22 protein-coding genes and 1 tRNA gene are annotated in these 19,719 nt (G+C 54.2%); 12 read left to right on the top strand and 11 right to left on the bottom strand.

Annotated features, from left to right (window positions below; all coding sequences use genetic code 11):
• Positions 1-12 precede the first annotated feature (12 nt).
• Positions 13-870 carry a reactive chlorine-specific transcriptional regulator RclR gene (rclR, locus tag AAIE03_RS23770; RefSeq protein ID WP_008453745.1) on the bottom strand — a complete coding sequence of 286 codons (858 nt, stop codon included), beginning with the start codon at positions 868-870 and terminating at the stop codon, positions 13-15.
• 125 nt (positions 871-995) lie between these two features.
• Between rclR and rclA the strand changes: the two genes are divergently transcribed.
• A complete protein-coding gene (rclA, locus tag AAIE03_RS23765; RefSeq protein WP_498563271.1) occupies positions 996-2,321 on the top strand; it encodes a reactive chlorine resistance oxidoreductase RclA in 1,326 nt (441 codons plus the stop codon).
• Positions 2,322-2,347: 26 nt separating this feature from the next.
• On the opposite strand, the gene ampR is transcribed toward rclA, so the two are convergent.
• On the bottom strand, positions 2,348-3,226 hold the full coding sequence (gene ampR, locus AAIE03_RS23760) for a LysR family transcriptional regulator AmpR (protein WP_498563270.1): 879 nt from the start codon (positions 3,224-3,226) through the stop codon (positions 2,348-2,350).
• Between the two features lie 128 nt (positions 3,227-3,354).
• Between ampR and ampC the strand changes: the two genes are divergently transcribed.
• Both ampC and blc read left to right on the top strand, forming a co-directional pair.
• Positions 3,355-4,506, top strand: a complete 1,152-nt coding sequence (gene ampC, locus AAIE03_RS23755; RefSeq protein ID WP_083845834.1) for a CMY2/MIR/ACT/EC family class C beta-lactamase — start codon at positions 3,355-3,357, stop codon at positions 4,504-4,506.
• 108 nt (positions 4,507-4,614) lie between these two features.
• The gene (blc, locus tag AAIE03_RS23750; RefSeq protein ID WP_166993193.1) at positions 4,615-5,148 is read left to right on the top strand and encodes an outer membrane lipoprotein Blc; all 534 of its coding nucleotides are present in this window, start codon (positions 4,615-4,617) and stop codon (positions 5,146-5,148) included.
• On the opposite strand, the gene sugE is transcribed toward blc, so the two are convergent.
• Entirely contained in the window at positions 5,145-5,462 is a 318-nt protein-coding gene (gene sugE, locus AAIE03_RS23745; protein ID WP_498563269.1) for a quaternary ammonium compound efflux SMR transporter SugE, read from the bottom strand. The two genes, blc and sugE, sit on opposite strands and share 4 nt — an antisense overlap.
• A gap of 288 nt (positions 5,463-5,750) precedes the next feature.
• On the opposite strand from sugE, the gene AAIE03_RS23740 reads away from it, so the two are divergent.
• Positions 5,751-6,359, top strand: coding sequence for a LuxR C-terminal-related transcriptional regulator (locus AAIE03_RS23740; RefSeq protein WP_498563268.1), 609 nt, complete (start codon positions 5,751-5,753; stop codon positions 6,357-6,359).
• A gap of 31 nt (positions 6,360-6,390) precedes the next feature.
• Here the strand turns inward: AAIE03_RS23740 and ecnB are convergent, their stop codons facing one another.
• The 3 genes from ecnB to efp form a co-directional block, all read right to left on the bottom strand.
• On the bottom strand, positions 6,391-6,537 hold the full coding sequence (ecnB, locus tag AAIE03_RS23735) for a lipoprotein toxin entericidin B (RefSeq protein ID WP_008453759.1): 147 nt from the start codon (positions 6,535-6,537) through the stop codon (positions 6,391-6,393).
• Between the two features lie 104 nt (positions 6,538-6,641).
• A complete protein-coding gene (locus AAIE03_RS23730) occupies positions 6,642-6,776 on the bottom strand; it encodes an entericidin A/B family lipoprotein (RefSeq protein ID WP_039289517.1) in 135 nt (44 codons plus the stop codon).
• Between the two features lie 64 nt (positions 6,777-6,840).
• Positions 6,841-7,407 (bottom strand): elongation factor P, encoded by a 567-nt coding sequence (gene efp, locus AAIE03_RS23725; RefSeq protein ID WP_008453764.1) that lies wholly within the window; start codon positions 7,405-7,407, stop codon positions 6,841-6,843.
• Between the two features lie 41 nt (positions 7,408-7,448).
• Between efp and epmB the strand changes: the two genes are divergently transcribed.
• Positions 7,449-8,477 carry an EF-P beta-lysylation protein EpmB gene (gene epmB, locus AAIE03_RS23720; RefSeq protein WP_166877414.1) on the top strand — a complete coding sequence of 343 codons (1,029 nt, stop codon included), beginning with the start codon at positions 7,449-7,451 and terminating at the stop codon, positions 8,475-8,477.
• A gap of 204 nt (positions 8,478-8,681) precedes the next feature.
• Here epmB and AAIE03_RS23715 read toward each other — a convergent pair whose 3' ends face one another.
• The 4 genes from AAIE03_RS23715 to AAIE03_RS23700 all read right to left on the bottom strand — a co-directional run bounded on the left by AAIE03_RS23715 (position 8,682) and on the right by AAIE03_RS23700 (position 11,756).
• Positions 8,682-9,035, bottom strand: a complete 354-nt coding sequence (locus AAIE03_RS23715; protein ID WP_008453768.1) for a DUF4156 domain-containing protein — start codon at positions 9,033-9,035, stop codon at positions 8,682-8,684.
• 129 nt (positions 9,036-9,164) lie between these two features.
• Positions 9,165-10,811: a chaperonin GroEL gene (gene groL / locus AAIE03_RS23710; protein WP_008453770.1), complete on the bottom strand. Its 1,647-nt coding sequence runs from the start codon at positions 10,809-10,811 to the stop codon at positions 9,165-9,167.
• Positions 10,812-10,851: 40 nt separating this feature from the next.
• On the bottom strand, positions 10,852-11,145 hold the full coding sequence (locus AAIE03_RS23705) for a co-chaperone GroES (protein WP_008453772.1): 294 nt from the start codon (positions 11,143-11,145) through the stop codon (positions 10,852-10,854).
• A 134-nt stretch (positions 11,146-11,279) separates the two neighbouring features.
• On the bottom strand, positions 11,280-11,756 hold the full coding sequence (locus tag AAIE03_RS23700; RefSeq protein ID WP_166993188.1) for an FxsA family protein: 477 nt from the start codon (positions 11,754-11,756) through the stop codon (positions 11,280-11,282).
• A 344-nt stretch (positions 11,757-12,100) separates the two neighbouring features.
• Here AAIE03_RS23700 and aspA point away from each other — a divergent pair, with 344 nt between their 5' ends.
• From aspA to AAIE03_RS23670, 6 genes are all read left to right on the top strand, one after another.
• Positions 12,101-13,537 carry an aspartate ammonia-lyase gene (gene aspA, locus AAIE03_RS23695; protein WP_008453774.1) on the top strand — a complete coding sequence of 479 codons (1,437 nt, stop codon included), beginning with the start codon at positions 12,101-12,103 and terminating at the stop codon, positions 13,535-13,537.
• A 115-nt stretch (positions 13,538-13,652) separates the two neighbouring features.
• Positions 13,653-14,954, top strand: a complete 1,302-nt coding sequence (locus AAIE03_RS23690) for an anaerobic C4-dicarboxylate transporter (protein ID WP_008453775.1) — start codon at positions 13,653-13,655, stop codon at positions 14,952-14,954.
• 87 nt (positions 14,955-15,041) lie between these two features.
• A complete protein-coding gene (gene cutA / locus AAIE03_RS23685; protein WP_008453776.1) occupies positions 15,042-15,365 on the top strand; it encodes a divalent cation tolerance protein CutA in 324 nt (107 codons plus the stop codon).
• Positions 15,341-17,110 carry a protein-disulfide reductase DsbD gene (locus AAIE03_RS23680; protein ID WP_498563267.1) on the top strand — a complete coding sequence of 590 codons (1,770 nt, stop codon included), beginning with the start codon at positions 15,341-15,343 and terminating at the stop codon, positions 17,108-17,110. Before cutA ends, AAIE03_RS23680 begins: the two co-directional genes overlap by 25 nt.
• A gap of 38 nt (positions 17,111-17,148) precedes the next feature.
• On the top strand, positions 17,149-17,724 hold the full coding sequence (locus AAIE03_RS23675; RefSeq protein ID WP_498563266.1) for a transcriptional regulator: 576 nt from the start codon (positions 17,149-17,151) through the stop codon (positions 17,722-17,724).
• A gap of 114 nt (positions 17,725-17,838) precedes the next feature.
• Positions 17,839-17,914: transfer RNA gene (locus AAIE03_RS23670), tRNA-Phe, on the top strand.
• Positions 17,915-18,299: 385 nt separating this feature from the next.
• Here AAIE03_RS23670 and AAIE03_RS23665 read toward each other — a convergent pair.
• Positions 18,300-18,581: a hypothetical protein gene (locus tag AAIE03_RS23665; RefSeq protein WP_498563265.1), complete on the bottom strand. Its 282-nt coding sequence runs from the start codon at positions 18,579-18,581 to the stop codon at positions 18,300-18,302.
• A 73-nt stretch (positions 18,582-18,654) separates the two neighbouring features.
• Between AAIE03_RS23665 and AAIE03_RS23660 the strand changes: the two genes are divergently transcribed.
• Positions 18,655-19,719 (top strand): IS3 family transposase gene (locus AAIE03_RS23660; protein WP_498563264.1). Its coding sequence is split into 2 segments (ribosomal slippage), with 1,066 coding nucleotides annotated over them: positions 18,655-18,910 and positions 18,910-19,719; the frame shifts between segments, so codons are not numbered across the junction. This gene is flagged as partial in the annotation.

Here is a 19,719-nt window from a genome sequence, read left to right as displayed (position 1 = left end):
CGCGGGCCTTTTTTATTCCATGGCCAACGCCTTCACCCGCTTTCTGTATTCCCCAGGCGAACAGCCAAACTCCCGCATAAAAGCCTTATGGAATGACGATTCGCTGGCGTAGCCCACGGCATCAGCGATAGTGATAATCGAACTTGCTTCACGCGAGAGTTGCTGTGCGGCAATTTGCAGCCTGATTCGGGTCAGCACCGCCAGCGGGGTGGTGCCGCTCACCTCGCGGAACAGCAACGCAAAACTGGCGCGAGACATATGCACTTGTTCAGCCAGCGAGGCGACGGTCCACGGCGTATGCGGTGCATTCAGCATGCTTTGGATTGCCACGCCCAGTCGTGGATGCAGCAGCAGGTTCAACTGACTTTTATCCTGAATATTCACCCGTAGCCACTGCCGCAAGCCCAGGGCAATCATCGTGGCACATTGCTGGCTACATACCGCCGCCATACCAGGCTGTGGCACTTCCGCTTCCTGTTGCAGCAGCGCAACGGCCGCCAGCAGCCATGTATGTTCGGGGCTGTCTTGTTCGGGCGCCATCAGCAGGGCCTCCGGCAGCGCCGTCAAAAAATGACGGGAAGCCGAAGATAAATGCAGGCTCCCACAAACGATCCAGGTCTCTTCCTGCCCCTTCTGCCGCAGTCGGTGCGCAGAGTTTTGCGTCAGCACAACCACCTGCCCAGGCAGTAGCGTCAGCTTTTCGCCGGCAGGCAGCTCCAGCCATGCGGCACCTTGCGTAACGGTGTGCCAGCGAATGGTCGCCAGCGATCCCGCCGCATGGGGCAGGCTCCAGCCCGAGCTGAGCAGGCAATTTTTATCAATCGAACCCTGCGGGGCGCTGAACGCCATCAACTGGCTGAGGGGATCCATCGCTCACTCCAAAAAAATCAGACGATAAGACAGGATTTAAAGATACCTGAAGAAATCACATTGACGCCATGCATACACAATGATTGCCATTAACTTAACGGCTGGCTCACTGACGGAGAACCTCCATGCAGACCTATCAGGCAATCATTATTGGCTTTGGTAAAGCAGGTAAAACCCTGGCGGCAACCCTGGCAAAACAAAACTGGAAAGTCGCCATTATCGAGCAATCCGCCGAAATGTACGGCGGTACCTGCATTAACATTGGCTGCATTCCCACCAAAGCGCTGGTCCACGATGCAGAACAGCATCAGGACTTTACGACAGCCATCGCACGTAAGTCTTCAATTGTCAGTTTCCTGCGGGACAAGAATTACCACTTGCTGGCCGACCTGAATAATGTGGACGTTATCAACGGCCATGCAGAGTTTATCGACCGGCATACTGTTCGCGTGATGCAGAACGGTGAAACTATTGAACTGCAGGGGGAGAAAATCCTTATCAACACCGGTGCGCAGTCCGTTCTGCCGCCGATTGACGGGCTGACGGCTACGCCTGGGGTGTATGACAGCACCGGGCTGCTTAATCTGACCACGCTCCCAACGCACCTCGGTATTTTGGGCGGCGGCTACATCGGGGTTGAGTTTGCCTCAATGTTTGTCGGTTTCGGCAGCAAGGTCACCATTTTTGAAGCCGCCGAAGATTTTTTGCCGCGTGAGGACCGTGACGTAGCCGCAGCGGTCGCCAACATACTTCAGCAGCAGGGCGTGGAGCTGATCCTAAACGCTAAAGTTCAGCACGTTGAATCCCATGACAACAGGGTGCATTTGCAGACGAACGATAGTGTCTACACGGTTGACGCGCTGCTTGTTGCCTCAGGGCGAAAACCCGCTACGGATACCCTGAACCTGAAAAACGCCGGGATTGATGTCGATGCTCGTGGGGCCATCATGGTGAATAAATACCTGCGTACCTCTGCAGACAACATCTGGGCAATGGGAGATGTAACCGGCGGGCTACAGTTTACCTATATCTCGCTCGATGACTTCCGTATCGTGCGTGACAGCCTGTTGGGCGAAGGTAAACGCCATACCGGGGACAGAAAAAATGTGCCTTATTCCGTGTTTATGACCCCTCCGCTGTCTCGCATTGGCATGACTGAAGAACAGGCCCAGGCCAGCGGTAAACCCATTCAGATCGTTACGCTTCCCGTGGCGGCAATTCCAAGGGCCAGAGTCATGGGCGACACGCGCGGCTTGCTCAAAGCTATCGTGGATACATCAACGCAGGAGGTCCTCGGCGCATCGCTGCTCTGCCCTGACTCCCATGAGATCATTAACCTGGTTAAAACCGTCATGGATGCCGGGCTGCCCTACACCACGCTGCGCGACCAAATTTTCACGCACCCTACCATGAGCGAAGCGCTTAATGACCTGTTTGGGCTGGTAAAATAACCCGCCCTGGTTCTGGCAATCAGGCCCTACGCTTTCTCACACTCTCCGGCTAACCAGCCGGAGAAGTCTCGCATGGCGGGCGTTTCCGTCCTGGACTGGAGCTTTGTCAGCCAGTAACTGCCGAGACTGATTTCAGCCTCAAACGGGCGAACAATCCGCTCGCTGTTCAGCAAGTGGGTAAACATATTCACCGGGGCAAGGGCAACACCCGCGCCAGCCTGTGCGGCTTCAAGCATCGTTACCGAAGAATCAAAAACCATCACCAGATGCGTTGGCGACGGTGGCGCCTCGCCCGCCGCCTGCAGCCATGCCGCCCATTCGTCACGCCGGTAGGAACGCAGTAGCGTATGATTCAGCACGTCCTGCGGGCGCTGGAGTTCAGAAGCCAGCGCAGGAGAACAAAGCGGTGACAGCGGGGCATCACACAGATAAATCGCGTCTGTTCCGTGCCAGGCTCCGCTACCAAATCGCACCGTATAGTCCAACCCCTCCGCCGCCGGATCCACCCGGTTGTTGTGCGTCGAAAGCTGAAGATCGATATGCGGATAGCGACGCCGAAACGCCTCAAGGCGCGGCAGCAGAAAGCCTGTTGCAAAAGTGCCCACCACACCTAGCTTAAGTTTTTCTCTCGCTTGCGCGCCGGAAAACCGATCCAGTACCCCGGCAATGCGGTCAAAGGAATCGTTTAGCACAGGTAACAGGTTTTCACCTTCCGTGGTCAACATCAATCCACGAGAAACGCGCACAAACAGCTGGCAACGCAGATGTTCTTCCAGGGCTTTCACCTGCTGGCTGATGGCAGAATGAGTGACATTCAGCTCGATGGCAGCATGGGTAAAGCTAAGATGCCTGGCTGCGGCTTCAAAAGCGCGCAGGGAGTTGAGCGGGATATAGCTGCGGGTCATGACATTACCTGTTAGAAAATCTTAAGCCTAATGCCAAATTTAATCGTTTGTCATCGGGTGTCAAATCCAACAAACTTGCCTCGTCTGACGGGCCCGGACTGCTATCATCTCTCTAAGGAAGGTTATCCATCATGAAAAAAACCCTTTGCCTGACGCTGCTGCTTGCCGCCTCATGCTCCAGCTTTGCTGCACAAAAAGAACTGACTGCACCGCAGATTGAAAAGCTGGTGAACCGCACCGTTGCCCCGCTAATGAAAGAGCAGGCGATCCCCGGCATGGCGGTGGCCGTTATCTACAAAGGCTACCCGCTGTATTTCACCTGGGGAAAAGCCGATGTGCAGCGCAACGTGCCGGTAACGCAGCAAACGTTATTTGAACTGGGCTCGGTCAGTAAAACCTTTACCGGCGTGCTGGGCGGCGATGCTTTGGCTCGCGGCGAAGTTAGCCTTAGCGACCCGGCGCAGAAATACTGGCCTGAGCTGAACGGCAAGCAGTGGAAAGGGATCACCCTGCTGCAGCTTGCCACCTATACCGCCGGTGGCCTGCCGCTGCAGGTGCCGGACGAGGTAACCAACAGCGATGCCCTGCTGAAGTTTTACCAGAACTGGCAGCCGAAGTGGGCACCTGGCACACAGCGCCTCTACGCCAACGCAAGTATTGGACTATTCGGAGCCTTGATGGTGAAACCGTCAGGCATGAGCTTTGAACAGGCGATGTTAAAACGCGTCTTTGAGCCACTGAATCTTCAACACACCTGGATTAACGTGCCGGCGACGGAAGACAGCCACTACGCCTGGGGCTACCGGGACGGCAAAGCCGTGCGCGTCTCGCCGGGCATGCTGGATGCAGAAGCCTACGGCGTGAAATCCAGCATCGAAGATATGGCCCATTGGGTGCAGGCTAATATGGCCCCCGATCGTCTGGGAGACAAAACGTTAGCTCAGGGTATCCAGCTCGCGCAGTCACGTTACTGGCGCGTGGGTAGCATGTATCAGGGGCTTGGCTGGGAAATGCTGAACTGGCCGGTGAAGGGGAAAACGATTATTGATGGCAGTGACAACAAGATCGCCCTTGCGCCGCACCCGGCAACGCTGATTGAGCCTCCAGCACCTGCGGTGAAAGCCTCATGGGTACATAAAACCGGGTCGACAGGCGGCTTTGGCAGCTACGTGGCCTTTATCCCAGAAAAACAGCTGGGTATCGTGATGCTGGCCAACAAAAGCTACCCAAACACCGAGCGAGTAAAAGCCGCTTACGCCATTCTTGAAGCACTGCAATAAAAATGACCACGGCCTGTTGAACACAGGCCGTATTATTTCCGGCTTCGCTCACACTTTATTTCCTGTCGCCATCTACACTTAGCTAAAAAACCTCGGAAGGAATCTGCTATGCGCATTTGGCCCGCTTTCACCGCGCTTGCGGTCGCATTATTCGTTGTCTCCTGTAGCTCACCAACTCCTCCCCCCAGCGTCACGGTCGTGCAAAACTTCGAGGCAAAACGCTTTATCGGCACCTGGTATGAAATTGCGCGAATGGACCACAGCTTTGAAAGCGGCCTGAATCAGGTCACGGCCACCTACAGTTTTATGGATGACGGCGGCCTGCGCGTGATAAACCGGGGATTCAACCCGGACAGGCAGATGTGGCAGCAGGCAGAAGGGAAGGCTTATTTCACCGGAGACCCGAGCGTCGCTGCGCTGAAAGTCTCCTTTTTTGGCCCGTTTTACGGCGGCTATAACGTGATTGCGCTGGATAAAGACTATCGCCATGCGCTGGTATGCGGGCCGGACCTCAGCTATCTGTGGATCCTGTCCCGCACACCAACCATCAGCCACGATCTCAAGCAACAGCTATTGGCTATCGCCGCTCGCCAGGGCTTTGCGGTGGATAAATTGATTTGGGTGAAACAACCAGGCAGTTAATGCGTGGAAATTTTCAAGCCAATGATCCCGACCACAATCAGAGCCAGGCTAGCCAGACGCATCGGGTTAGCCGACTCTCCCAGCAGCAGAATGCCGGTAATCGCCGCGCCGACGGCACCGATCCCGGTCCACACAGCGTAGGCCGTGCCGGTGGGCAGGGTTTTCATCGCCCAGGCGAGCAAAGCCATGCTGACAACCATCGCGACGATGGTGATAACGCTAGGCCACAGGCGGCTAAAGCCGTGGGTATATTTCAGTCCTACCGCCCAAACAACTTCCAGTAATCCGGCAATTAACAGTACGATCCAGGCCATAACAGCTCCAGTAGAAATGGGGCCGTCCCCGGTGTGAGATGCGCTTGCGGGTCGTCCCGTAAGGCTTAGGTGAGAAGCTGATTTTAGCACCCAAACGGCTGCCTGAAAATCCGTATCCAAATGCTACGCAATGAAATAATCGTTTCACTCGCTGGGCCTTGCTAAGCCTGGAATTGACAGCGAATTCGCGCGTATTTCCGTGATTCATTTTGGCAAATTTATTCATATGATAAAACGTGGTTTGCCAGCCTGCAAACGCCGCAGTAATGATTAACGTGAAGCGTGAAAATGTATAAAATATTATTGGTTGATAGGTGTTACTTCAGCCGTCAGGGACTGACGCACTTGCTCAATCAGAAAAATAATCTGGCTACGGCAGTGAGTATTTCAGAGACAGACAGTTTACTTCTCGCCCGGGAAAAAATTATTAAATGGCAGCCGAATATGGTGATCGCCGACTTCAACAGTTTCTCAACCGCATTGCATAATATCCAACAGCTTTCGACTATTTATTCTGCCTGTGGCGATACGACGCGCCTGCTGCTGCTGCAAAGCGGGCAACACCCCACCATTGCTGAGTACTGCGCGGCGCAAGGCACTAACGATATTTGGGATAAGTCAGTATCATTGTCGGCATTAACGGCATTGATTCAGCAGACTATTGCGACCCGCCCGCCATTCCGTGAAGTGAAACGACATATTACGCCATTACTGACCTTACGCGAAGAGAGAATATTAAAACTCTGGAAGGAAGAGGCGAATAACGAATATATTGCCAGAGTGATGGAAATAAGCGTAAAAACGGTTTACACCTATAAGCGAAACATTCGATTAAAGCTGGGAGCCGACAATAGATTATCGCTTTTTTTAAATAATCCGGAGGCTGTTTTAGAATAACGGTACGGCACTAGCACCGTACCGAACAGTATTATTCCTGCGCTTTTGTTGCCGCACCAGAAATAGCCTTACCGCCGCTTTGTATATCCTCGCCCACGCCGCGGGTGGTGTTACAGGCGGTCAACAAGGATGAAAGAACGACGAGAGAGAAAAACGCAGCAATGGTTTTCTTAATCATGAGCTTTTCCTTATAACTATGTTGTTTGTGTATAGCTTGTTAAGCATAGCTAAAAAAATGAACAACGAAGGAAAAGCGAGGCGATTTCGGATAACTGGCAGGGACTATTTATTGGCTACGCGCTCAATGGCGCCGCCGAGATGTTGCAAGTCTTCGCCAAACCCACGCGTGGTATTACAACCCGACAGCGCAGCGGCCAGCAGCGAGATAAAAAGAATCTGTTTCAACAAACGGTTCATCTTCCCTGCCCTGACAAAGCGGCGGCGCGAGCCTCAGGCACCGCGCCGCGAACCTTCACGAGAATTACTTCACGCGAGAAACGTATTCACCAGAACGGGTGTCAACTTTGATGACTTCGCCGATCTGGACGAACAGCGGAACTTTAACCACAGCGCCGGTGCTCAGGGTTGCTGGCTTGCCGCCGGTCCCTGCAGTGTCACCTTTCAGACCTGGATCGGTTTCAACGATTTCCAGCTCAACAAAGTTCGGTGGGGTAACGGAGATTGGCTGACCGTTCCACAGGGTCACGATGCACTCAGCCTGGTCCAGCAGCCATTTAGCGTTTTCGCCAACGGCTTTTTCGTCTGCAGCCAGCTGCTCGAAGGTTTGGTTGTTCATGAAGTGATAGAACTCACCGTCGTTGTACAGGTAAGTCAGGTTCATATCGACAACGTCAGCGCCTTCTGCAGAGTCAGTAGACTTGAAGGTTTTCTCAACGCGGGTACCGGTCAGCAGACGACGCAGCTTAACGCGCGCGAATGCCTGGCCCTTGCCCGGTTTTACGAATTCGCTGGCTTCAACCGCGTACGGTTCGCCATCCATCATGATTTTAAGACCGGCACGGAAATCGTTGCTAGAATAAGTCGCCATAAGGCCCTCTGAATTTGTTAACTGGTAGCTTAGCCAAAAAAATGGCACACATTGTAACCCTAAATCCCCCTCACAGAGAAGATTGGTTAACGCAACTTGCCGATGTTATAACCGATCCTGATGAACTGCTGCACATTTTAAATGTAGCTGACGATGAAGAACTGCTTGCCGGGCGTGAAGCAAGGCGTCTTTTTGCCCTGCGCGTCCCTCGCGCTTTCGTCGCGCGCATGGAAAAAGGTAACCCCAACGACCCGTTACTGCGTCAGGTTTTGACGGCAAAACAGGAGTTCGTTGCCGCGCCCGGTTTCACCACCGATCCGCTGGAAGAGCAACACAGCGTTGTCCCAGGGCTGCTGCATAAGTACCGCAACCGCGCCTTGCTGCTGGTGAAAGGTGGCTGCGCCGTAAACTGCCGCTACTGTTTCCGCCGCCACTTCCCGTATGCCGACAACCAGGGCAACAAACGCAACTGGCAAACGGCGCTGGCGTATATCAGCGAACATCCTGAGCTGGACGAAATTATTTTCTCCGGCGGCGACCCGCTGATGGCCAAAGATCATGAACTGGACTGGCTGATGAGCGAGCTGGAGGCCATTCCTCATATCAAACGCCTGCGTATTCACAGCCGCCTGCCGATTGTCATCCCGGCGCGTATTACCGATGGGCTGGCAGCAAGAATCGCCCGCTCATCGCTTCAGGTGCTGCTGGTTAATCATATTAACCACGCCCAGGAAATTGGCGACGATTTCCGCTCGGCGATGGCAAAGCTACGCCTGGCGGGCGTCACGCTGCTGAATCAAAGCGTGCTACTGCGCGGCGTGAACGACAACGCACAAACCCTGGCCGACCTTAGTAATGCGTTGTTTAATGCGGGCGTGATGCCGTATTACCTGCACGTGCTCGACAGAGTGCAAGGTGCGGCGCACTTTATGGTAGAAGACGAAGAGGCCCGGGCGATTATGCGTGAGCTGCTGACGCTGGTTTCTGGCTATATGGTGCCGAAGCTGGCGAGAGAAATAGGCGGGGAGCCAAGTAAGACGCCGCTGGATTTGCAGCTACGGCAAAAGTGAGAGCTTAACGCCCTCATCCTAACCCTCTCCCCCAGGAGAGGGAACCGCTTAGTGCCGCCTTCGACTGTAGAAAAAGCCCCACGACTTTATCCCTTACCAGTGACAGGGAACCGCAAGTCCTTCCTCGATCTATCAGTAAAAGCACGTCCATTTTTCTCCCTCTCCCTGAAGGAGAGGGCCGGGGTGAGGGTAATACTTACCGAATCAGTTCGGGCACTTATAAACCTGACCCGTCATTTGGCTGGCCGTTGGCGCAAAGCTCGAGAGCAGCGTCTGGGTTGGGCTGCTCACGCCGTACAGCACGTTGCCGCCCATTTCGGCCGCATTGTTACGCAGTGCGTTTGCCGCGCCGCGCATAGACCCGCCTTCATCGCCGTGCTGGCCAGACAGCCAGTTGCTCTGTTCCCCGGTCGCGGTGCCTAATAGACGGCATTCGCTTCCTGGTTTGTCTTCAACAAAACGAACGCTCTGGCCGCTGGAGCTAAGCTGATTGCCCGTGCTACATCCTGCCAGCAGCAGCGCTGCCAGAACCACTCCTGATGAGACTTTCATGCGCATGTTATTCCCCGTAATCAAGGTATTGAGCCGTTATTGCCCGGTAAGCACTTATACCAGAGTGTGAACAAAAGAAAAAACCCCCAGACATTTCTGACTGAGGGTTTCTTTAACACAAGGTGCTAAGGCGAATTACATCATGCCGCCCATGCCACCCATGCCGCCCATACCACCAGCAGCGCCTAAGTCAGGAGCATCGCCTTTAGGCAGGTCGGTGACCATGCACTCGGTAGTGATCATCAGGCCCGCCACGGAAGCCGCGTACTGCAGAGCAGAACGGGTAACTTTGGTTGGGTCCAGGATACCGAAATCGATCATGTTGCCGTATTCTTCGGTCGCGGCGTTGTAACCGTAGTTACCTTCGCCCGCTTTCACCGCGTTGGTGACAACGGATGGCTCTTCACCGGCGTTAGAAACGATCTGACGCAGAGGAGCTTCCATCGCGCGCAGCGCAACTTTGATACCCACGTTCTGGTCTTCGTTCTGAGCGGTCAGGCCAGCCAGTTTAGCGGCAACGCGAACCAGCGCTACACCACCACCAGCAACCACGCCTTCTTCAACCGCAGCACGGGTAGCGTGCAGGGCATCGTCGACGCGAGCTTTTTTCTCTTTCATTTCAACTTCGGTAGCAGCACCAACTTTGATTACCGCTACGCCGCCTGCCAGTTTCGCTACGCGCTCCTGCAGTTTTTCGCGGTCATAGTCAGAAGTTGCTTCTTCGATCTGCTTACGGATCTGACCAACGCGGCCCTGAATAGCGGCTTCTTCACCCACGCCATCGATGATGGTGGTGGTGTCTTTGTTGATCACAACGCGTTTAGCCTGGCCGAGGTCTTCCAGGGTCGCTTTTTCCAGCTCCATACCGATCTCTTCAGAGATAACGGTACCGCCGGTCAGGGTAGCGATGTCCTGCAGCATAGCTTTACGGCGGTCGCCGAAGCCAGGTGCTTTAACCGCAGCCACTTTCACGATGCCACGCATGGTGTTAACCACCAGGGTAGCCAGCGCTTCGCCTTCAACATCTTCAGCGATGATAACCAGCGGTTTGCCTGCTTTCGCAACGGCTTCCAGCACTGGCAGCATTTCACGGATGTTGGAGATTTTTTTGTCAGCCAGCAGGATGAACGGGCTTTCCAGCTCAACAGCGCCAGTTTCTGGCTTGTTGATGAAGTATGGGGACAGGTAGCCGCGGTCGAACTGCATACCTTCAACCACGTCCAGTTCGTCTTCCAGACCGGTACCGTCTTCAACGGTGATCACGCCTTCTTTACCAACTTTATCCATCGCTTCAGCGATCAGTTTACCTACGGTTTCGTCGGAGTTAGCGGAGATAGTACCAACCTGAGCAATCGCTTTAGAGTCAGAGCACGGCACGGACAGCGCTTTCAGCTCTTCAACAGCGGCAACAACGGCTTTATCGATACCGCGTTTCAGGTCCATTGGGTTCATGCCCGCAGCAACGGCTTTCAGACCTTCGGTGATGATAGCCTGAGCCAGTACGGTTGCGGTGGTGGTACCGTCGCCTGCAGCGTCGTTCGCTTTAGAGGCAACTTCTTTCACCATCTGTGCGCCCATGTTTTCGAACTTGTCTTCCAGCTCGATTTCACGCGCTACGGAAACGCCATCTTTGGTGATGGTCGGTGCACCGAAAGATTTATCCAGAACCACGTTACGGCCTTTAGGACCGAGGGTAACTTTCACTGCATCTGCCAGTACGTTAACGCCGCGCAGCATTTTTACACGAGCGTCGTTACCGAATTTTACGTCTTTAGCTGCCATTTCTTCTATTCCTCAAATTCGTTCAGGTTCGTGCGTCAAATTACGCTTCAACAATTGCCAGGATGTCGCTTTCGGACATGATCAGCACTTCTTCGTTGTCGATTTTCTCGGACTTCACGCCGTAGCCATCGTTGAAGATAACGATGTCACCCACTTTCACGTCCAGCGGCTGCACGCTACCGTTTTCCAGGATGCGGCCTTTACCGACAGCGATGATCTCGCCACGAGTTGATTTGCCCGCTGCGGAGCCAGTCAGAACGATGCCGCCCGCAGATTTGGACTCAACTTCTTTACGCTTGACGATGACACGATCATGTAATGGACGAATGCTCATTGATAGCTCTCCTTTGAGAAAGTCAGTATCAGATAGTTAGGTAACGCCGTCCCACAGGGGTAATCGGCTGGTGACCTGATTAATGGGGATGCGCTTTCCCCCCTTCAAGGGGGGAAAACAAAAAAAACTAAAATTTAACGATCATCCCGGTGCTGGTCGTCGAGGCGCTTTGGCGCGTCGTCTTTACGCTGGAACTCACCGTCGAATGTATTGCCCCCTTCACTACCGGCGCTAAAACCGCCGCCAGGCATGCGGGAGAAGCGCAAATGCGGCATCAGCTTGAGCGTGAGGTGCTTTTGCACCGGCGGCAACAGCAGCAGCAGACCGAGGAAGTCGGTAAAAAAGCCCGGCAACAGCAGCAAAATACCGGCCATGATCAGCGAGACGCTTTTGATCATCTCCGCCGCAGGGCTTTCGCCTGCCGCCATCTTCTGCTGCATCAGCATCAGGTTTTTAAAGCCCTGGTTACGCACCAGAGAAAGGCCAATCACCGAAGTGAAAATGACCAGAATCAGGGTCATAAAGACCCCCAAAACGTGTGCCACCTGTATGAACAGCGAAATTTCGATGTAAACATAAAGGAAAACGGCAATAAACGGGATCCAGCGCACTATACGCTCCTGTCATCGGGCGAGCCCGTTAATGGTCTCGCGAAAAATAGATTAGCAATTACGCGTAGGAGGGAGATGGCGACGCTGTAGACAAAGATCAATGTTTATTGCGTGAATTTTTTCTGGAAATTTTCAACTGTTGACCTATATCACATATTAATAATTGTTATGCGTGGCGGCTTTTAATAAGTGATCCAGGTTACTGCTTTTCGCTATCATCAGCATATCATCACGTCAACGCGGTCGAATATGGACATAATCGTCGGCCTATTAAGCTCACAACCACATTTCGTGTGTGTGAATAAAACAGTGCATTTATCTGCAGCTTTACTAAGAAGGTTCACATGTTAAATAACATTCGTATCGAAGAAGATTTGTTGGGTACCAGGGAAGTGCCAGCGGATGCCTACTACGGCGTTCATACTCTGAGAGCGATTGAAAACTTCTACATTAGCAACAGTAAAATCAGTGACATACCGGAATTTGTACGCGGTATGGTGATGGTAAAAAAAGCGGCGGCAATGGCGAACAAGGAACTGCAAACCATTCCTAAGAGCATCGCGAACACCATCATTCAGGCCTGTGATGAAGTCCTGAACAACGGCAAATGCATGGATCAATTCCCGGTAGACGTCTACCAGGGCGGCGCCGGTACTTCCGTCAACATGAACACCAACGAAGTCCTCGCTAACATCGGTCTGGAACTGATGGGCCACCAGAAAGGTGAATACCAGTTCCTGAACCCGAACGACCACGTCAACAAATGCCAGTCCACTAACGACGCCTACCCAACCGGCTTCCGCATCGCAGTTTACGCTTCCATCGTGAAACTGATCGATGCCATTAATCAGCTGGGCGAAGGCTTCCAGCGTAAAGCGGTTGAGTTTTCTGAGATCCTGAAAATGGGCCGCACCCAGCTTCAGGACGCTGTTCCGATGACCCTCGGTCAGGAGTTCCACGCGTTCAACGTGCTGCTGACTGAAGAGACTAAAAACCTGCTGCGCACCGCTGAACTGCTGTTGGAAGTGAACCTTGGCGCAACCGCCATCGGTACCCGCCTCAACACGCCAGATGGCTACCAGCAGCTGGCCGTACAGAAACTGGCAGAAGTCAGCGGCCTGGCCTGCGTACCAGCAGAAGACCTGATTGAAGCCACTTCCGACTGCGGCGCATACGTAATGGTGCACAGCTCCCTGAAGCGCCTGGCCGTGAAAATGTCCAAAATCTGTAACGACCTGCGCCTGCTCTCTTCCGGCCCGCGCGCTGGCCTGAACGAAATCAACCTGCCAGAACTGCAGGCGGGTTCTTCTATTATGCCGGCCAAAGTGAACCCGGTTGTCCCGGAAGTGGTGAATCAGGTTTGCTTCAAAGTCATCGGCAACGACACCACGGTGACCATGGCATCCGAAGCAGGTCAGCTGCAGCTGAACGTGATGGAGCCGGTGATTGGCCAGGCAATGTTCGAATCCATTCATATCCTGACCAACGCCTGCTACAACCTGCTGGAAAAATGCATTAACGGCATCACCGCGAATAAAGAAGTGTGTGAGAGCTACGTGTACAACTCCATCGGTATCGTGACCTACCTGAACCCGTTCATTGGCCACCACAACGGCGACATCGTCGGCAAGATCTGCGCAGAAACCGGCAAGAGCGTGCGCGAGGTCGTGCTAGAGCGCGGCCTGCTGACCGAAGCCGAGCTGGACGATATCTTCTCCGTCCACAACCTGATGCACCCGGTCTACAAAGCTAAGCGCTATACCGATGAAAGCGAACAATAACTCATCCACATAAACGCCAAAAGGCACGTCCAGTCGGACGTGCCTTTTTCATTTTAACGGTATACGAAAACATAACATTTCATTTTCATCTCATTTAAATCTCAAGGATGCAATTATGTTTGGTGCTGAACTCGTGGTCGTCCTGCTGGCGATCTATCTCGGGGCAAGGCTGGGAGGGATCGGTATTGGTTTTGCCGGTGGTCTCGGCGTGCTGGTGCTTACCCTTATCTTCCAGATCAAACCGGGGGCAATCCCCTTTGACGTGATTGAAATTATCATGGCGGTGATCGCCGCGATTGCGGCCATGCAGGTCGCGGGCGGCATGGACTACCTGGTCAGCCTTGCGGAACGCATGCTGCGCCGCCATCCGAAATACATCACCTTCCTTGCGCCGCTGGTCACCTGGTTTATGACCATTCTGGCCGGGACCGGCCACACGGCCTTTTCCACGCTGCCGGTGATTACCGAAGTGGCAAAAGAGCAGGGCATTCGCCCTTCTCGCCCGCTTTCTATCGCCGTTGTCGCCTCACAAATTGCCATTACGGCATCGCCGATTTCCGCTGCAGTGGTGTTTTTTGCCGGCATTCTGGAGCCGATGGGCGTGAGCTACCTGACGCTGCTAGGTATCTGTATCCCGGTCACGCTGATTGCCGTGATGCTAACCGCGGTGGTGTGTAACTTCCTCGGCTGCGAGCTGAAAGACGATCCGGTTTACCAGGAACGTCTTGCCAAAGGCGAAGTGAAGCTGCGCGGTAGCCAGGTCTTCGAACTGAAGCCGCACGCCAAGCGTTCGGTGCTGCTATTCCTGATCGGTATTGTCGCCGTGATGTTCTATGCCACCGCGATCAGCGACACCGTCGGCCTGATTCAGAACCCGGTTCTGCCGCGTAACGAAGCGATTGTTGTGTTTATGCTCACCATCGCCACGCTGATTAGCATCACCTGTAAAATCGACACTGGCGAAGTGCTGAACGCCAGCACCTTTAAGTCCGGCATGAGCGCCTGTATTTGCGTACTCGGCGTTGCATGGCTGGGCGATACCTTCGTTAAGTCCCATATCAGCGACATTCAGGCGGTTGCCGGTGACCTGCTGAACGGTTACCCGTGGCTGCTGGCTGTGGTGCTGTTCTTCGCGGCCACGTTGCTCTATTCCCAGGCAGCCACAACGAAAGCGCTGATGCCTGCGGCCCTGCTGCTCGGCGTCACGCCATTAACCGCCGTCGCCTCTTTTGCAGCGGTATCTGCGCTGTTCGTCCTGCCAACCTACCCGACGCTGCTGGCAGCGGTCGAAATGGACGACACCGGCTCAACCCGTATCGGCAAATATGTGTTCAACCACGCCTTCCTGATCCCCGGCGTCATTGCCATTACTTTGTGCGTTATCCTCGGCTTTATCATCGGCGGGATCGTACTGTAAATCTCCGCCAGACGCGGGCTGCAATGCAGCCCGTTTTCTTCTGCTCATGTTATAGTCATCGCACTTTCTTCTCAGATGAGGTTTGCGATGTCGATGACCCAGGCTGTCGTTGTACTCTGTACCGCCCCGGATGAAGCCACCGCGCAGGATCTGGCCGCGAAAGTGCTGGCGGAGAAACTTGCCGCCTGCGTGACGCTGCTGCCGGGCGCAACTTCGCTCTATTACTGGGAAGGAAAGCTGGAGCAGGAGTACGAAGTCCAAATGCTGCTCAAGAGCGACGTGGAACACCAGGAGGCACTGCTTGCCTGCCTGAAAACCCATCACCCTTATCAAACGCCAGAACTACTGGTTCTGCCAGTTGCACACGGAAACAGTGAATATCTCTCATGGCTCTACGCATCATTACGCTAGTCCTGCTGTTATGCAGTTCGCAGGCCTTCGCCGGGCTGTTTGACGCCCAGAATAAAACGCAGTTTGTCCCGGTCGACCAGGCTTTTGCCTTTGACTTTCAGCAGGCCGAGCACAAGCTGACGCTCAGCTGGCAGATAAAACCCGGCTATTATCTCTATCGCCAGCAGATCAAAGTGGTGCCCACCAGCGCGGACATTACGCCCCTGGTTATGCCTAAAGGCACCTGGCACGAAGATGAGTTCTACGGCAAAACGGAGATCTTCACCCAGCAGCTAACTCTGCCCATTACGGTAAATGCCGCCAATAAAGGTTCGTCCGTCAGCGTCACTTACCAGGGCTGCGCCGAAGCCGGATTCTGCTATCCGCCGGAAACGCGCGTTGTGCCGTTGAGTGCTATTGCTGCGTCGGCTAATGATGCCAATGTGTCTTCCTCCCTCTCCCCATCAAGAGACGAGGCCAATATTTCTTCCTCCCTCTCCCCTTCTGGGGAGAGGGCCGGGGTGAGGGGAACAGACAGCTCCGCACCCGCATCGCTCCCCTTCTCCGCGCTGTGGGCCTTCCTGATCGGCATCGGCATCGCCTTCACGCCCTGCGTGCTGCCGATGTACCCGCTCATTTCCGGCATCGTACTAGGTGGTAAACAACGCCTGTCCACTGCCCGGGCGCTGCTGCTGGCTTTTGTATACGTCCAGGGCATGGCGCTGACCTACACCGCACTCGGTCTTGTCGTTGCCGCCGCAGGACTCCAGTTCCAGGCTGCACTCCAGCACCCATACGTGCTGATTGGCCTGTCGGCGCTCTTTATCCTGCTCGCCGCCTCGATGTTCGGTCTGTTCACGCTGCAGCTGCCCTCGTCGCTGCAAACGCGCCTGGCGCTGATGAGCAACCGCCAGCAGGGCGGCTCGGCGGGCGGCGTCTTTGCTATGGGCGCGCTGGCCGGGCTTATCTGCTCGCCGTGCACCACCGCGCCGCTTAGCGCTATCCTGCTGTACATCGCGCAAAGCGGAAATATGTGGCTCGGCGGCGGCACGCTTTACCTTTACGCGCTGGGCATGGGCCTGCCGCTAATCCTGATTACCGTCTTCGGTAATCGCCTGCTGCCGAAAAGCGGGCCGTGGATGGAAAGCGTCAAAACCGCCTTTGGTTTTGTGATTCTGGCGCTGCCGGTCTTCCTGCTGGAACGCGTGCTGGGCGACATCTGGGGGCTGAGGCTGTGGGGCCTGCTGGGCGTCGCCTTCTTCGGCTGGGCATTTATCACCAGCCTTGGAGCGAAGAAGTCCTGGCTACGCGTGTTGCAAATTATTCTTCTGGGTGCCGCGCTGGTGTCCGCTCGTCCGCTGCAGGACTGGGCTTTTGGCTCTCCGGCATCCGTTCAATCCGTCCCTCACCTCAGCTTTAACAAAATAGCCAACGTTGAGCAGCTCGACGCCGCGCTAGCCGGGGCGAAAGGCAAACCGGTGATGTTAGATTTGTACGCCGACTGGTGCGTGGCGTGTAAAGAGTTTGAGAAATACACCTTTAGCGATCCGCAGGTGCAAAAAGCGCTGTCTGGCACCGTTTTACTGCAGGCCGATGTCACGGCAAATAACGCCGACGACAAAGCCCTGCTGAAGCATTTACAGGTGCTTGGCCTGCCAACCATTTTATTCTTTGATGCTAACGGCGTTGAACAACCGGCAGACCGCGTAACAGGCTTTATGGACGCCTCCGCGTTCAGCGAGCATTTGCGCAATCGCAGCCAGTAAACAACACTTGATCCGTTGGGAAACGTAAGGAGAAAACCGTGCAACGCGAAGAAGTTTTAGAGCACGCCCTGCATGTCCTTGAACGTAAAGGCATTGCCAGCACGACGCTGGAGATGGTGGCGAAAGAAGCCGATTATCCGCTCGCTGAGATTCGCCAGTTCTGGCCCGACAGCGAAGCCCTGCTGTACGACGCCCTGCGCTACTTAAGTTCGCAGGTGGATGCCTGGCGGCGTCAGCTGATGCTGGACGAAGAGTTAACGCCGGAGCAAAAGCTGCTTAAGCGCTACCACGCCCTGACCGAATGCGTGAGCAACCAGCGTTATCCCGGCTGCCTGTTTATTGCCGCCTGCACCTTCTACCCTGATGCCGCGCACCCGATTCATCAACTGGCGGACCAGCAGAAAAAAGCGGCCTGGGAATACACGCACGAGCTGCTCACACAAATGGAAGTGGACGACCCAACCATGGTCGCGCACCAAATGGAATTGGTGCTGGAAGGCTGCCTGAGCAAGCTATTGGTGAAGCGTAGCCAGGCTGATATCGACACGGCCAGAACCCTTGCGGAAGATATTCTGCGCTTTGCGCTGTGCCGCACCGGCGGGGCATTAACCTGAAGCACGTCTTTTTGCTGTCTTTGACTGAAAAGCAGGCAATCAGCATAGTTTTAGGTAATTTTTATGACAAAGCCGTTGACGCCTGGCGGCCTTTACGGTTTAATGCGGCCCGTTGCCCGGATAGCTCAGTCGGTAGAGCAGGGGATTGAAAATCCCCGTGTCCTTGGTTCGATTCCGAGTCCGGGCACCACTATTTAAAGAAACCAGCCTACGGGCTGGTTTTTTGCTTTCTGGGGTTCCGGTAGATTTCTGGTCGTCTTAGCCACAGTTACCATCACTCGGCCTCTTCCATCCAGCCTAAGCATTTCCCTTTAGCTACTCCCAGCCCTTCCGGTCACGGTGCTGTTGTCTGTTAGGCTTCAAATTGCCAACAAACGCTATACCCACCATGAACAACCTTCGACTGGTTCCATCACCACAAGTGACATCCGGTCTTTGTCCGGTCTGAAGAAACAGTACATCAATCCTTTTTGACATGCCCCTAATACCAAGCAATGCTGACGTACTCGCTAATTACCAAGGAAATCAGCGATACCGCATGACCAGATTCAATGGCTCACTGCATATCAAGCCTGCTAGCTGGGCTCTTTACCTGCATTATCCTCTTTGAAATCTCTAGCTAATTTACCCGTTTCACGGTCGTAGATGGTTTTAACCACGGCTCTTTTACTGACCTTTACCTTCTTTTCCTTGGCATGACGATCGGCGGCTTTGTCTAACTCAATTTGCTTGTTTAAGTTAGCAATTGACTCTGAGTCATCTTGGGATACATACCCATACTCTTCGTTAAGAATATCTACTAACTGGTCTTGTGGTATCCCTGTCTCTTGTTCGATTTCTGAGATAGTTTTAGCCAAGCTGACCTGCTCCCCGTTGATTAATACACACCGATGTTAGTAATGTCTTCATAAGCCACATGAGGACATCCCCATGAAGAAGCGTTTTTCCGACGAACAGATCATCAGTATCCTCCGCGAGGCTGAAGCCGGGGTTTCTGCCCGTGAGCTCTGCCGTAAGCACGCCATTTCCGACGCCACCTTTTACACCTGGCGTAAGAAGTATGGCGGTATGGAGGTGCCCGAGGTTAAGCGCCTGAAGTCGCTTGAGGAAGAGAACGCCAGGCTCAAGAAGCTGCTTGCCGAAGCCATGCTGGATAAGGAGGCGCTTCAGGTGGCTCTGGGGCGACAGTACTGACGACAGGCCAGAAGCGGGAAGCCGTGGTGTTGATGTGTGATGCGACCGGTCTGTCGCAACGTCGTGCCTGCCGGCTTACAGGTTTGTCCCTGTCGACCTGCCGTTATGATGCTCAGCGTCCGGCTGCTGATGCACATTTATCTGGGCGTATTACCGAGCTGGCGCTTGAACGCAGACGTTTTGGTTATCGGCGCATCTGGCAGTTGCTGCGTAGGGAGGGCCTTCACGTCAATCACAAGCGGGTATACCGTATTTACTACCTTAATGGACTGAGCGTAAAACGCAGACGACGCCGTAGAGGGCTGGCGACCGAACGGTTTCCGCTTCTGCGCCCGGATGCACCGAATCTTACATGGTCGATGGATTTCGTTATGGATGCACTGGCCAACGGTCGAAGGATCAAGTGCCTGACCTGTGTGGATGATTTCACGAAGGAGTGTCTGACGATCACCGCTGCTTTCGGTATTTCAGGCGTTCAGGTCACGCGTATTCTGGACAGCATCGCGTTGTTTCGGGGGTATCCGACGACAATAAGAACCGATCAGGGCCCGGAATTTACCTGCCGCGCGCTCGATCAATGGGCCTTTGAGCATAGTGTGGAACTCCGGCTTATCCAGGCAGGTAAGCCAACGCAGAACGGATTTATTGAGAGTTTTAACGGACGCTTTCGCGATGAGTGTCTGAATGAACACTGGTTCAGCGATATTCTTCATGCCCGGAAAACGATTAATGACTGGCGGCAGGATTATAACGAGTGCCGTCCCCATTCATCGCTGGATTACCAGACACCAGCTGAATTCG

It is taken from the genome of Pantoea sp. Ae19-2 (assembly GCF_059801205.1).
This window is presented reverse-complemented; position numbering and strand designations above follow the sequence as displayed.

Excerpts from the sequence above, each read along its gene's own strand:
- epmB (WP_166877414.1), top strand. The coding sequence starts at position 7,449 with ATGGCACACATTGTAACCCTAAATCCCCCTCACAGAGAAGATTGGTTA.
- groL (WP_008453770.1), bottom strand. The coding sequence starts at position 10,811 with ATGGCAGCTAAAGACGTAAAATTCGGTAACGACGCTCGTGTAAAAATG.
- rclR (WP_008453745.1), bottom strand. The coding sequence starts at position 870 with ATGGATCCCCTCAGCCAGTTGATGGCGTTCAGCGCCCCGCAGGGTTCG.
- ampR (WP_498563270.1), bottom strand. The coding sequence starts at position 3,226 with ATGACCCGCAGCTATATCCCGCTCAACTCCCTGCGCGCTTTTGAAGCC.
- rclA (WP_498563271.1), top strand. The coding sequence starts at position 996 with ATGCAGACCTATCAGGCAATCATTATTGGCTTTGGTAAAGCAGGTAAA.
- blc (WP_166993193.1), top strand. The coding sequence starts at position 4,615 with ATGCGCATTTGGCCCGCTTTCACCGCGCTTGCGGTCGCATTATTCGTT.
- AAIE03_RS23715 (WP_008453768.1), bottom strand. The coding sequence starts at position 9,035 with ATGCGCATGAAAGTCTCATCAGGAGTGGTTCTGGCAGCGCTGCTGCTG.
- AAIE03_RS23690 (WP_008453775.1), top strand. The coding sequence starts at position 13,653 with ATGTTTGGTGCTGAACTCGTGGTCGTCCTGCTGGCGATCTATCTCGGG.
- ecnB (WP_008453759.1), bottom strand. The coding sequence starts at position 6,537 with ATGATTAAGAAAACCATTGCTGCGTTTTTCTCTCTCGTCGTTCTTTCA.
- AAIE03_RS23680 (WP_498563267.1), top strand. The coding sequence starts at position 15,341 with ATGGCTCTACGCATCATTACGCTAGTCCTGCTGTTATGCAGTTCGCAG.
- sugE (WP_498563269.1), bottom strand. The coding sequence starts at position 5,462 with ATGGCCTGGATCGTACTGTTAATTGCCGGATTACTGGAAGTTGTTTGG.
- AAIE03_RS23740 (WP_498563268.1), top strand. The coding sequence starts at position 5,751 with ATGTATAAAATATTATTGGTTGATAGGTGTTACTTCAGCCGTCAGGGA.
- efp (WP_008453764.1), bottom strand. The coding sequence starts at position 7,407 with ATGGCGACTTATTCTAGCAACGATTTCCGTGCCGGTCTTAAAATCATG.
- aspA (WP_008453774.1), top strand. The coding sequence starts at position 12,101 with ATGTTAAATAACATTCGTATCGAAGAAGATTTGTTGGGTACCAGGGAA.
- AAIE03_RS23705 (WP_008453772.1), bottom strand. The coding sequence starts at position 11,145 with ATGAGCATTCGTCCATTACATGATCGTGTCATCGTCAAGCGTAAAGAA.
- AAIE03_RS23730 (WP_039289517.1), bottom strand. The coding sequence starts at position 6,776 with ATGAACCGTTTGTTGAAACAGATTCTTTTTATCTCGCTGCTGGCCGCT.
- cutA (WP_008453776.1), top strand. The coding sequence starts at position 15,042 with ATGTCGATGACCCAGGCTGTCGTTGTACTCTGTACCGCCCCGGATGAA.